Genomic DNA, 12,497 nt, shown 5'->3' with positions numbered 1-12,497 from the left:
CTCGTATGCCCTTTGGCAGAAGACGACGAGACCGAGGGGGGGAACGAGGTGAGGGTCGTATGGGGTCGACCCAGTTCGTAATGCTCACACGATCCTCGCTCCGCCGTCGACATGCAGTGTGGTGCCGGTGATGAAACTTGCCCGGCTGGAGGCGAGGAACATAATGGCTTCAGCGATTTCGAGAGGTGTGCCGACGCGGCCCAGCGGATTCACTCGGCTTCCGGCCACCACGGTATTGATCCGGATGCCGGTTGCGCCGAATTCCGTTGCCCAGCAGCGCGTCAGCGCGGCTGCGGCACCTGTCGCCCCCGACACGACGTTGACGATCGCTCCGCCACCGTGTCGGATCATGCAGGGAGCGACGGCACTGACGAGAAAGTACAGACCGGCCAATGCATCGATGTCCACCACCTCGGCATTATTGACAAGAATGTCGGCCGGAACCTGGCGGGCGAGGTGGTCGACGGACTCCAGGTCAGCCAGGTCGGCGGCGATGAAGCGGGTACCGGGTCCGAGTTCGTCGACCGCAGCCCGTCCGGCGCCGGCGTCCTGGCCGCTGATGATGAGCTGAGCGCCGGCCGTTTTGAGCAGGCGTGCGGTCACCCGTCCCAGCTCCGTGGTCGCATCGGTGACCATGGCCGTGCGCCCCGAAAACCCCGGCGTTCTCTGCACCTGCCCTCCCTCCGGTGTACTTCGACAACCGTGCCAGTCAGATCACCGGCAGGGACCACGGAAAACCCGTAGTTCACAGGTGGCCATGCATTCGGCGGGTCGGCATGTCAGGATTTGCCGGTACCGCGCGGTCAGGAGACCCTGGCCGCATCCGGCGCTCCAGACGGGTGGGCATCTCGATCGTGACGGCGATCCGCGACCGACGCAATGCGGCGTTGCCGGGTCGCACCGCCGAATGCCGGGCACTTACCGAGATGGTGGACGCCGTGCGCTCCGGGCGCAGTGAGGTGCGGGTACTCATGGGTGAGGCCGGTATCGGGAAGACGGCGCTCCTGACGTTTCTACGGGAGGGCGCCGCGGACTGCACGGTGTTGACCACGGTGGGTGTGGAATCCGATATGGAGTTGGCCTTCGCGGGTCTGCAGCAGTTGTGCGCACCGGTGCTGGATTACCGATCGGGTCTGCCGCAACCGCAGCGCGAGGCGTTGGAGCGGGCCTTCGGTCTCAGCGACACCGGTCCAGCGCCGAATCGGTTCCTGGTGGGATTGGCGATCCTGGGACTGCTCGCGGCTGCCGCTGCGGATCGACCGGTGTTGTGCGTGGTCGACGATGTGCAGTGGCTGGATCACGTGTCTGTGCAAACGCTGTTCTTCGTGGCGCGCCGTGTGCAGGCCGAGTCCGTAGGGTTGGTTTTCGCGACGCGTACCCCGATCGACGGCACCGCGGGGTTGCCCACCCTGGCGGTGGGCGGACTCGACGACGGTGACGCACGCAGGTTGTTGGAGTCGGCGTACCCGGGTCGCCTGGACGGGGCGATCCTGGACCGGATCGTGGCCGAAGCGCGGGGAAACCCGTTGGCGCTGCTGGAGACTCCGAAGGACATCGCATCCTTCCACACCGAAAACGTCAGGGCCGGCATCGAAGAGCATTACCGCACGCTGATCGCTGGCCTGCCTGACGACATCCGGATGCTGCTGCTCGTCGCAGCCGCTGAACCGGTGGGCGACCCGGCACTGCTGTCGCGTGCGTTGACACATCTGGATCTCAAACCCACAGTGATGACGCCCGCGTACGACCTTGGCCTGATCGCGATAGACACCCGGGTGCGGTTCCACCATCCGTTGGCGCGGTCGGTGGCATACCGCTCGGCCACCGTCGAGCAACGCCGATTCGCGCACGCGGCGCTGGCGGCCGTCACCGACCCCACTGTCGACCCGGACCGGCGTGCCTGGCACCGCGCCCTGGCCGCCGATTCTCTTGATGAGCAGGTGGCATCGGATCTGGAGCGATCAGCCGGGCGGGCGTTGCAGCGCGGTGGAACCGCCTCTGCCGCAGCATTTCTGGCCCGGGCGGCGGAGTTGACTCCTGACCCCGCAGTCCGTACCGGACGGGCGCTCGCGGCGGCCGAGGCCCACCGCGAGAGCGCGTCGTTCGGCAACGCCCGTCGTCTCCTGGCCACTGCAGATCTGGGCCCGCTGACCGATCTGCAACGCGCCCGCTCCGCGCAACTGAAGACCCGGTTGACGTTTGCCTCCGCACGCGCCGGCGGTGACGCCGACGCGCTCGTCGCCGCCGTAACACAGTTCGCTGCGGCGGCCGGGCAGTTGGAGGCGCTCGACCCCACCCTGGCCACCGAGGCGTACCTGGAAGCGCTGAGCGCCGCGATGTACGTCGGGCGCACCTCAGCCGGGTTGGCCGCCGATGTTGCAGCGACCGCGCACGCCGCGCTGGCGAAACGGCAGCCGCAGACCCCACTCGATCTCGTAACCCATGCGCTGGCCGAGCGGTTGGCGTTCGGTCCGGTCGACGCGATGCCCGCCATGCGCCACGCGTTGGACGCGCTCAAGACGGCCGCCCGGGACGGCAGCCGCGGGTGGTTCTGGCGGGCGTTTCCCGTTGTCCATGAATGTCTGATCCACGAGACGTGGGACGACGGGTGGCGTGACTTCTCGGCGCACACGGCGCAGCTGGCCACCGACAGCGGCGCGCTGGCGCTGCTGCCGCCGGCGCTGTTGTCACGTGCCGGTGCCGCCGTCGAGCGTGGCGAATTGACCGCGGCCAGTTCACTTGTCGCCGAAGCGAATGACCTGGCCATCGCCATCGACTACACCCCGCTGAAGTACTACCGGATCATCGTGTCGGCCTGGCGAGGAGATGAAGCCGAGGCCACCCGATTGGCGACGGCAGCTCTGGAGTCGGGCCGCGCCCGCGGCGAGGGCCGGGTGATCGGACTGGCGTACTACGCCACCGTGGTGCTGAACAACGGGCTGGGCCGGTATGCGGAGGCGCGATCGGCTGCACACAGCGCGTGCGAGTATGACGACCTCGGGTTCCACGGCGAGTTGTTGGTCGAGGCAATCGAAGCCGCTGTCCGCGCCGACGATCGCGGATTCGCCGAGCAGGTTTTCGATCGGCTTCAGGCGCGCACGTCGGCGGCTGGGTCACCGCGGGCGTTGGCCGCACTGGCCCGATCACGGGCCTTGCTGAGCGACGGTGAGCAGGCGGAGGCGCTGTACCTCGAGTCGATCGAGCGTTTCGAAGCGACGTCGCAACGCATCCGCCTGGCCCGGGCCCGACTGCTTTACGGGGAATGGTTGCGCCGCAACGGCCCTGCCACAGTCGCACGGGAGCCGCTGCGTCTCGCCCACCAGGAGCTCGTCCAGATGGGGTCGATGGCCTTCGCCGAACGGGCTCGCCGCGAACTGCTGGCCGCGGGCCAGAAGACCCGTAAGCAGCCGACAGCCGCTGGTGATGAGCTGAGCCCGCAGGAACATCAGATCGCCGAGCTGGCCGGCCAGGGCCTGACCAATCAGGAGATCGCCGGCCAGCTGTACATCAGTGCGCACACCGTGGAGTGGCATCTGCGGAAAGTGTTCACCAAGTTGGGGATTCGTTCGCGCCGTGACCTCAGGAAGAGGCTCAACCAGCCGCCGGGGCAGGCGCCCCCAGCGGTCCGCGCCCCATGAAGCGGGTGTCGCCGTCGATTGCACGCAGATTTCGCCGCGGTATCGGTCCACCGCGCGTCGTCCAGGTCAATCCTTGAGGAAGACGACGTTCTCGATCAGCGGGTTACGTGGGGTGTCGATGCTATTGGCGGCGAATGTGGGGTCGGCGTAGCCGATGCAGACACCGCACAGGACAGTCAATTCGTCGGGGATGTCGAGTACTCGGCGTACCACGTCCGGGTAGAGGGCGGTGGAGACCTGTACACAGCTGTCGAGGCCGCGTTCGGTCAATGCCAGCAGCAACGTCTGTAGGAACATCCCCACGCCGATGGCATCGGGCATGCCGAGGTCGCGATGCATGCACACGATGCCGGCCACCGGGGCGCGGAAGAAGTCCCAGTTGCGTAGCTGCGCGGTCCAGCGGCCAGCGTCGTCGTTGCGGGCGACGCCCATCGCGCCGTACAGCAAGGCACCCAACTGGCGGCGCAGATGGCTGTGCGACTCCGGCAGACCGAGCGTCGGCGGCGGGGTGGTGCGCACCTGGCGGGCCAGCGCCGCGCCGAGGCGTTCCCGGCGTGCACCGGTAGACAGGAACAACCGCCAGGGTTGGACATTGGAATTCGAGGGTGCACGCATGGCCAGTATCAGCGCCTCATGCAGCATTTCCTCGGGCACGGGCTTGTCCGGCAGGAACATTCGTGAGGAGTGCCGGCGGAGCACCACGTCGTCGAAGTCCATGATCGTCCTTTCAGACGGCGGTGCCGCCGCCGTCGACATGAAGGGTGGTTCCGGTGATGAAACTGGCGCGTGCGGAGGCCAGGAAGTAGATCGCCTCGGCGATCTCGGCGGGATCAGCGGTCCGCCCGAGTGGTAATGCGCGGCCGAGTTCATCGTTGGTTTTACCCCATTCGGCCGCGACACCCGCGGTGGCGGTCGGCCCGGGCGCGACGTTGTTGACCCGGATGTTGTGCGGACCGAACTCAACGGCCCACGTCCGGGTCAACTGCTCGACAGCTGCTTTGGACGCGCTGTATACCGAGGCGCCGGGAACACCTTTGGACGCCACCATGGACGTGACGTTGACGATGGCCCCGCCACCGCGGCGGATCATGGTGGGCACCGTCGCGGCCACCAGGAAGTAAAGTCCGCGCACGTTGGTGGCAAAGGTGTGCGCGAACCCGTTCTCATTCTGGTCGACAGTCAGGCCGGCCGGAAAGCGAGCCGCATTGTTGACCAGGATGTCGAGTTCGAATTCCCGGGACAGTCGCTCTACATCGGCTGAGTCGGCCATGTCGGCGGCAACGAATTGCGCTGTCGGCCCGAGCTTTTCCCTAGCGAGGCGGCCGCGTTGGGGATCACGGCCGGTGATGATCACCGAGGCACCCGCTTCTACCAGCCGGTGGGCCGTCGCGAAGCCGATGCCGGCAGTGCCCCCGGTGACCATGGCCGTGCACCCGGCGAGCTCGGTCACCGGGCCAGCCAATCGGAGAGCCGGGTGGTGCCCAGCACGGCGCCCTCGCCAGTCACCAGGCTGTTGTGCTGCACCGGGACACCGAAGTAGGTGGCCTGCGGATCGACGACGACGGGCAGGTCTTTGCCTCGTGCGGCGAAAACGGTGCGGGCGAGGTCGGCGAAGGACATTTTCTCCGGTCCGCCGAAATTCAGCACATCGTTGCGTGGCGCTTCGGTGGCGACCCGCGCGACCACGCCGGCGACTTCGGCTGCCGCGACGGGCTGGATCAAGGCATCCGGTGCATGGGCAACACCTTCGGTGACCAGCGAACCGGCGATGCTCTCGGTGAACTCGTGGAACTGGGTGGCCCGCACGATGGTGTACAGCACGCCGGAGTTGGCTACCAGTTGTTCCTGGAGATGCTTGCCACGCAGATAGCCGTCGGCCTCGATACTGCCGACCCCGACGATCGACAGCACCACGTAGTGCTGCACGCCGGCCTTCTTGGCTTCCGAGAGCAGGGTGGTGGCGGAGGTGGCGAAGAAATCCTCCGCCGCGCCGGGTTCCAGGGTGGGGGAGTTGAGGACGTCGACAACAGCGTCGACGCCGTCGAAAGCTGTCGCCACCCCGTCACCGCTGACGGCGTCCACCCCGGTAGATCGGGAGGCGACCATGACGTCATGACCTGTGCCGGTGAGCAATTCGACGACCTGCGCACCGATCTGGCCGGTAGCCCCTACCACGGTGACTCTCATTCCTGCCCCTCCTGGAAGCGACGGTCTTTGCGCTGTTCGAGTTCTGCATCGTCGACGAGGACAAACATGTCGGCTCCGGGCTGGCAGAGCATCGTCACCAGGAATCGCAGCGGGACGTCGTCGCGATTGTTGCCGTCGGAGTAGTGGATAACGTCACCGCCCGGCTCCCAGAACGCTTCCCCGGCTCTGATGACGCGCGGGGCTTCGCCTTCCAGCTCGAAGAGCATCTCGCCTTCGATGACGAAACCGAAGCACGGTCCGCCGGGATGGCGATGCGGCGGCGCGCCTCTGTCGCCCGGGCCCCATTCGATGATCGCGGTCATTCCGTCGGTGCCGTCCGGAATGTGCGGCGGTTTGACCGACTGGATGACGGTCATCGCCTTCATCAGCTTGTCCATCACATCAGACACGAGTGGTCCCTTTCCTCAGATTCTTCTGCCGTTTCCCGCCTTTGGGCCAGAAGTAGCTGCCCGGTTTGCGGGCCTCCTTGGCCAGGAACGACACCGTTCCTTTGCACACCGATTCTTTGATGGTGGCGGCGAGGTGACCACCTAGGTGCATGGGCAGGGCCACGTCGTCGAAGTGCGACATCTGGATGGTTCCGGCGTAGCGGCCCAGGCTGATGCACTGACCCACCGAGATCGGGTTCAGGTCCTTCGGACGTGTGCCGTCGAGGCGAGCCAACAGGGTGTCAGCGGCGTGGGAGGCCAGGGGCATCGCGAGCTGGCAGCTCATCCGCAATGGGATCCCCGAGGGGGAGGCCGCATCGCCGGCAGCGATGATGCTGGGATCGTCCAGGCTGGTGAGGGTCTCATCGGTGAGCAGCCGGCCGAGCCGGTCTGTACGTAGACCGCTGTCGGCGGCGAGCGCCGGGACACCGAAACCCGCGGTCCACACGGTGACCGCGCTCGGCAGTTCAGTACCGTCGCGCAAGGTGATTCGGTCTTTCGCGACGCGGGTGACGGTGGCGTTGTCCAGCACGGTGACACCCAGTTTCGTCAAGCGCTTGGCCACCGACTTACGCCCGCCCTTGGCCAGTGACGGGCCGAGGGCGCCGGTCACCAGAGTGACACTGCGGCCGACTTCGGCGAGTTCGGAGGCGGCCTCGATACCTGTGAGACCGCCGCCCACCACCACGATCGGCGCCTGCAGTGGAACATCGGCCAGTCTAGCGGTCAGGCGCTGTGCCGCCTCGAATTCTCCCAGCGCATAAGCGAATTCGGCGGCGCCAGGCACGGACGCCGGGACCGGGGCGGTGCTGCCGACGGCATAGACCAGGTAGTCGTAGTCGAGGGTGCTGCCGGATGACAGGCGTAGTTTCTTGGCGCCGGCATCGATGTATTCGGCAGCGTCGACGACAAGCTTCACCGAGTCGGCCAGCACCGCCGAGTAGTCCTCAGTGGCGTCGTCGTTGCCTGCGACCAACTGGTGCAGCCGGATCCGTTCGACGAACTGCGGCCGCGGGTTCACCAGGGTGACGTCGATGTCTGTGCGTTGGCGCAGGCGGTTGGCGGCAAGGACGCCGGCATACCCGCCGCCGACAACCACAACGCGGGTGGTGGTGCTCATCTGTTTCTCCTCGATTGGCGTCGTTGCTGAGCCGTCATGCCTACGACGATGGCATCCAGGGGAGTGGGCAGGGACCACGGAAAACCCGTAGTCGTCGGTTCGTGGGCCGCTCGATGGCAGGACAACCAGATGAGCCCCGATGGCGTCAAGCTGCAGGTAGCAAGAACTACGGGGTTTCCGTGGTCCTTGAGGCGCGCCGTGTCGGCAGGCTGTCGGTATGCGCGTCGTGTGCGGGCACCGGCGGTCCAGGAGTTCGCGAGGTGAGTAACCCGCTGTACCGAAACAGACTGCAACACAGATGCTTCGACAAACAATTGGTGAGGGAATATGGGTGAGAAGTCACTGGTACTCGTGACCGGCGCCGCCGGTTACGTAGGCAGCCACGTCGTCAGTCAGCTGCTCGACCGGGGTTATCCGGTGCGCGTTGCTCTGCGCAGCCGAGCGCGGGCCCAGGAATTCTCCGAAACCGTGGCCTTGCAGGGGCTTGACCCTCGCCTGATCGAGATCGTGACAGCCGACCTCACGGCCGACGACGGGTGGCCGGAGGCGGTCGACGGAGTCGCGGACGTCCTCCACATAGCCTCACCGTTTCCGGCCGAAGCGCCCGCGAACGACGACGAGATCATCGTCCCCGCGGGTGAAGGCACCCTGCGCGTCCTGCGCCATGCCCGCGATGCAGGCTGCCACCGGGTCGTCATGACGTCCTCGTTCGCGGCCGTCGGATACTCCGCCAAAGCGGCCGAGCACTGGACCGAGGACGACTGGACCGACCCAGCCGACGACAACACCGCCTACATCCGGTCCAAGGCCATCGCCGAGCGCGCAGCATGGGACTTTATCGATACGCAGGGAGGTGGCCTCGAACTGACCACGTTGGTGCCCGTCGGCATCTTCGGACCCACCCTCGGAACACATCTGTCTACGTCGGTGAAGTTCATCCAGTCGATGCTCACCGGGGCGCTCGACCGGGTAGCTCCTCAGTATTTCGGCGTCGTCGACGTGCGCGACGTCGCTACAGCTCACCTCCAGGCGATCACGGTGGCCGACGCGGCCGGCGAACGCATCCTGCTGGCAGCTGACGGGCCCGCAGTCAGTTTCCTCGGGATCGCGCGCATACTGCGCGAAGGCCTAGGAGCTGCGGCGTCGAAGCTGCCCACCAGCGAGTACAGCGAAGCCGAAGTACGCGAGCTCGCCCAGACGGTGCCGGCGTTGCGCGAGGCGCTGTCGCGACTCGGTCGGCGACCGCAGATCAGCAACGCCAAAGCCAAGGCGGTACTGGGCTGGGTACCGCGCCCGGTCAGCGAGACCATTCTCGATACTGCCCAGTCACTGATCGCCAAAAACCTGGTGTGAACGACTAAAGGTCCAGACGAGGCCGACGCAAGCATTCGATGCCGATAGCGCCCAAAATCTCCGAGCAGTTCATTTTGTCGAGGGCGGGCTCGCCGACTTCACCATTGACCAGATCATTCCCGGAATGGAACCGTCGTTTCCCATCTTCGCCGATGCCTGACATGGGCACGTCGGTAGCTCCTTGCGGTGATCCGTTCGCAGCGGTGAATGTGCTGAGGGAGGAGCGTTGTGGCTTTCGGTTGTTAACCGCGGATGATTCTCGGGGCGTGGACGTTGTTGTTGTCGATCAGGATGGTCGCCCGCTGTTGCGGGTGCGCATGACGAAAGTACTCACGCTGGCCTTCGATGTACCGATGCATGCTTGGATGGTCAGGGTCGGGTGACGTTCCGTCTCGTAGCGCCATGCGACCAGCTGTTTCGGTAAAATCCACGTCGAGGAAAACAGTGATATCCCAATTAGCGCTGAGCTCGGCACGTTGGAGGAAAATTCCGTCGACGATGAGAATCGATGCTGGGTCGGCAGTTTCAAATGCGGGGACAAGAATTTCATCGGTCGCGTGGCTGTAACTCGCGCGGCGAAATTGCCGTGAACCTCCGGGTCCGAACGGCTCCAGAACATCGTTGCGAAACCGGTCGTAGTTATAGGAGTCCTCGAAAAAGCCCATCGGAGAGTCCCGACCCTGTCGATAACGCAGAGCGCGCACGTTGTGGAAATCGTCGATGGATACGCGGGCGACCGGACGATTCCGGCTTTCTAACACCGCCGCAAGCTGGTCGGCAAAATGGGTCTTACCAGCACCGTCAGGTCCATCGATGGCCACACGAGGGCCGACAGTTGGCAAATCGCTGATGCGACCTACCACGTAGCCCAACACTGCGTGGACCGCGCTGGACGTCATGAGTCGGTGGCTTGGCAGCTGTACGTGTGCCGACCGGCGCCGGCCGGGCAACGCTGCGTCATCGCTGAGGGGACGAAATGCGGCACCTGACCATCATCGCGGACAACGGCAGCGCTTGTCGGATGTCTCGTTCCACAGAAAACAGGTCGCTAGGGTCTTGCCTCGTTTGGGCACGATGATCTGTGCGCTTGGAAGCGCTGCTGGCACGGCACTCCTGGCAATTGAAAGGCGAGGCGGCTCATTGGCATCCGCTACGGTATGCCATCACATGAAGCGTCACAGCGCGCCTAAAATGCGTGCCCGGTAGTCGATCTCGAAGTCTCGAGAGACAGAGAACATTGACGGTTGGTGATGCCGTAAAGCCGCCGATTGTGAGGCATTGTCACGTGGGCGCAGATATGACGGTCAGCGGCCCCTCTTCGCTTGTCGGGATTTCGAAATGATCGAAGTAGTCCGCCGCCAGGTCAGCGCTGAGCTTGAAGTCGTCGGGGTGTCGGGCGGCCCTGGTTCTCAGCCGTTCGAGCACTGTTGCTTTGTCAGTAGCCAGGTACACGGTCTCCGGGATGACATCTAACGGGTGCAGGAGTTCGCGCCAGTCATCGCGCATCTGACGCGACCAGAAGGAGAAGTCGAGAACAACATCCGATCCGAGCCGAACGAGACCGATCAGTCGCTCGCGCAACGCATGTTCGATCTCGCGACACACGTGCTCAGGCAGAGGCATCTCGGTGATGCCGCGCGACCACGCCTCCTCGTCGAACGAAAGCCGGACCATCCCCTGCCGCTCGTACTGCCGGGCAATCGTGGACTTCCCGGACCCTGCCGGACCACACATGAAGATGACCCGTCCCATCCTTGATCACGCACCCCCATTGTGCGGCAGTCGTACTCTCCGAAGCCTAGACGTTGCACGACGAGCCGGGTCAGCGCATAGTGCGTGATTCCGGCGACGACAAACGCGGGCAGCGAGGGGTGGAGTTGCCGTTCGGCGCACGATCCCAATCGAACACCGGGAACGCTGATGCAGCCCGACCTTGTGCGGTCAGAGGCGGTTGCCAGTACCGTAGCTCGCGTTTCTCCGTACAAACCATCCTGTTGGGGGTGTCGTAATGCCGTCCGTGGGACGTGCTGTCATCCGGGTCGGCGATCTCAATGCGGCCATCGATTTCTATTGCCGCGCATTCGGATTCCGAGTGCTCTTTGATGAGGAGCTGCTCGCCGGGTTCCGATCGGTCCATGTCGGCTCCGCCGGCGTAGGTGATGCGGGGATCTGGCTGTTTCCAGCCCCGCCGAAGCCGTCTGCCGCGAGCGACGGACCGGATTTGGTGCTTTTCAGCGAGGACATCGTCGGTGACGCCGACCGTTGCTCGCGCGCCGGTGCCGGTATTGTCCATGTTCTGTCCGGCGCTCCGGGCCGGCGCTCAGTTCAGATGCGCGATCCCTGGGGCACGGTGATCGTGCTCGCCGAACAACCAGCACCACCACAGCGCTAAGTGCAGGGAAGAACTCTGTGCGCGATGAGTGTGACGATATGACCGGCGCGGCCTTTCACGCCCCGGCTGAGTGCCCGGTTACGGCGCGGTAGGCGGCCAGCGCCGCGGTGGCACGGACGATGTCGCGAGGGATGGTCAGATCTAGCCCGGTAAGCACGGTGACCTTGCGCAACCGGTACCCAACGGTGTTGGTGTGCACGTTCAGCCGTTGTGCCGCGACCGAACGATCGCAGCCGCAATCAAGGTAGGCCGCAAACGTTTCCATGATGCTGTCGTGCTCGAAGAGCGGTCGCAGAATCTCGACCAGGACTGCATGAGCCGCACTGGGCCGGGACAACTGGAACTCAACGGCGATGTCGTCGAGGGTGACCACACCACACCGTCGACCGTGACCGTGCGCGACGGCGAGCAGTTCGCGGGTCTCGGCGAGGGTGGTCGGCACGGCGGCGGGGGTACTCGGCGCGAATGCGGCAAGAAGGGATGCGCCGACGGTCCGCTCGATTGCGAGGAGTTGTTCACGCAATCGGTCGCCGGGGACATCGGGCGTCGACGGTACGAGTGCGATCCCGCCATCGGCGGTGACCTCACACATCGCCAGCCCGCGCGCCAGCCGGTTGAGTTCTCGTTGCAGCCGCCGGGCCTTGCGGCACCGGACAACGTCCTGATCGACCTCGGGGAGGTTCTCGTCGGGATGCCGGTCGACGAACAGCGCCACCACCCAGTAGGACGAGGCGATCGCCATACCTAATTGCCCCGCAGTGGAATTCGGATCCGTGCCGGAAACGAGCGCGGTCAGCAATGCCTGTTTTGCGACGTGCTCGTCGTACGTCGGTGTCTGTTCGGCACCGTAGCCGGCGAGCACCGCGGCGGTGGCGGCGCGCAGGTGGGCCTGCAACGTTCCCGCGGCATACGCGAGGAGGTCGACTTCCTCGACGTGTGAACTGATCGCGACCCACAATTGCTCGGCCCCGATGTGATAGGCCCGCAGGATATCTGACAGCGGGATGCGTTCGTCGGCTCGGCGGGCGGCCGACGCGGTGAGCTCGGCCAGCGCAACCTGGTTCGGTTCGCGCCCGGTACGCAGGCTTGACCAGATCAGCTCGAGGTTGCGCCGGATGATGGCCGTCACCTCACCCCGAACAGCCTCGTCGGGCAACGCTTGGTAGGCGGGAATGCGAGCGCACAGCGCCTGTACCGCTTCGACCGTGAGCGCCTGTGTGCGCTGCGCCAATCGGTCGGCCAGTTGCTGCTGTGTGGTTATCGGTGTGTTGGTCGCAGACACAAAACTCTTCCAAATCTCGAATTCCGCCGACAATGCGCAGTGGGGAGTCGCCACACAGCATTGATTGCAACGGTCA

The 12,497-nt window shown here is 65.2% G+C and carries 12 protein-coding genes; 3 read left to right on the top strand and 9 right to left on the bottom strand.

Annotation, left to right across the window (positions count from 1 at the left end):
• Nucleotides 1-84: 84 nt before the first annotated feature.
• Nucleotides 85-636 carry an SDR family NAD(P)-dependent oxidoreductase gene (locus BN4332_RS18800; protein WP_066900503.1) on the bottom strand — a complete coding sequence of 184 codons (552 nt, stop codon included), beginning with the start codon at nt 634-636 and terminating at the stop codon, nt 85-87.
• 140 nt (nt 637-776) lie between these two features.
• Between BN4332_RS18800 and BN4332_RS18795 the strand changes: the two genes are divergently transcribed.
• Nucleotides 777-3,638, top strand: a complete 2,862-nt coding sequence (locus tag BN4332_RS18795) for a helix-turn-helix transcriptional regulator (protein WP_084459325.1) — start codon at nt 777-779, stop codon at nt 3,636-3,638.
• Between the two features lie 66 nt (nt 3,639-3,704).
• On the opposite strand, the gene BN4332_RS18790 is transcribed toward BN4332_RS18795, so the two are convergent.
• Genes BN4332_RS18790 through BN4332_RS18770 form a run of 5 tightly spaced genes read right to left on the bottom strand, consistent with a single transcriptional unit; the run spans nt 3,705 to nt 7,394 of the window.
• Nucleotides 3,705-4,355 carry a nitroreductase gene (locus tag BN4332_RS18790; protein WP_066900501.1) on the bottom strand — a complete coding sequence of 217 codons (651 nt, stop codon included), beginning with the start codon at nt 4,353-4,355 and terminating at the stop codon, nt 3,705-3,707.
• Between the two features lie 10 nt (nt 4,356-4,365).
• On the bottom strand, nt 4,366-5,061 hold the full coding sequence (locus BN4332_RS18785) for an SDR family NAD(P)-dependent oxidoreductase (RefSeq protein ID WP_066900689.1): 696 nt from the start codon (nt 5,059-5,061) through the stop codon (nt 4,366-4,368).
• 23 nt (nt 5,062-5,084) lie between these two features.
• Nucleotides 5,085-5,825, bottom strand: a complete 741-nt coding sequence (locus BN4332_RS18780) for an SDR family oxidoreductase (RefSeq protein WP_066900499.1) — start codon at nt 5,823-5,825, stop codon at nt 5,085-5,087.
• The gene (locus BN4332_RS18775; protein ID WP_066900497.1) at nt 5,822-6,223 is read right to left on the bottom strand and encodes a cupin domain-containing protein; all 402 of its coding nucleotides are present in this window, start codon (nt 6,221-6,223) and stop codon (nt 5,822-5,824) included. The genes BN4332_RS18780 and BN4332_RS18775 overlap by 4 nt, the downstream gene beginning before the upstream one ends.
• A gap of 4 nt (nt 6,224-6,227) precedes the next feature.
• Nucleotides 6,228-7,394 carry an NAD(P)/FAD-dependent oxidoreductase gene (locus BN4332_RS18770; RefSeq protein WP_066900495.1) on the bottom strand — a complete coding sequence of 389 codons (1,167 nt, stop codon included), beginning with the start codon at nt 7,392-7,394 and terminating at the stop codon, nt 6,228-6,230.
• Between the two features lie 327 nt (nt 7,395-7,721).
• On the opposite strand from BN4332_RS18770, the gene BN4332_RS18765 reads away from it, so the two are divergent.
• Nucleotides 7,722-8,747, top strand: a complete 1,026-nt coding sequence (locus BN4332_RS18765; RefSeq protein ID WP_066900493.1) for an NAD-dependent epimerase/dehydratase family protein — start codon at nt 7,722-7,724, stop codon at nt 8,745-8,747.
• 242 nt (nt 8,748-8,989) lie between these two features.
• Here the strand turns inward: BN4332_RS18765 and BN4332_RS18760 are convergent, their stop codons facing one another.
• A complete protein-coding gene (locus BN4332_RS18760) occupies nt 8,990-9,622 on the bottom strand; it encodes a nucleoside/nucleotide kinase family protein (protein WP_235654139.1) in 633 nt (210 codons plus the stop codon).
• A gap of 406 nt (nt 9,623-10,028) precedes the next feature.
• Nucleotides 10,029-10,499 (bottom strand): P-loop nucleotide/nucleoside kinase family protein, encoded by a 471-nt coding sequence (locus tag BN4332_RS18755; RefSeq protein ID WP_235654138.1) that lies wholly within the window; start codon nt 10,497-10,499, stop codon nt 10,029-10,031.
• A gap of 265 nt (nt 10,500-10,764) precedes the next feature.
• Here BN4332_RS18755 and BN4332_RS18750 point away from each other — a divergent pair, with 265 nt between their 5' ends.
• Nucleotides 10,765-11,139: a VOC family protein gene (locus BN4332_RS18750; RefSeq protein ID WP_220096859.1), complete on the top strand. Its 375-nt coding sequence runs from the start codon at nt 10,765-10,767 to the stop codon at nt 11,137-11,139.
• A gap of 55 nt (nt 11,140-11,194) precedes the next feature.
• Here the strand turns inward: BN4332_RS18750 and BN4332_RS18745 are convergent, their stop codons facing one another.
• Complete coding sequence (locus BN4332_RS18745; RefSeq protein WP_160110886.1) at nt 11,195-12,421, bottom strand: PucR family transcriptional regulator; 1,227 nt, start codon at nt 12,419-12,421, stop codon at nt 11,195-11,197.
• Nucleotides 12,422-12,497 lie beyond the last annotated feature (76 nt).

The organism is Mycolicibacterium houstonense (assembly GCF_900078665.2).
Lineage (GTDB): Bacteria > Actinomycetota > Actinomycetes > Mycobacteriales > Mycobacteriaceae > Mycobacterium > Mycobacterium houstonense.
Note: the sequence above shows the minus strand (reverse complement) of the source record. Positions and strands in the feature narration are given on the sequence as shown.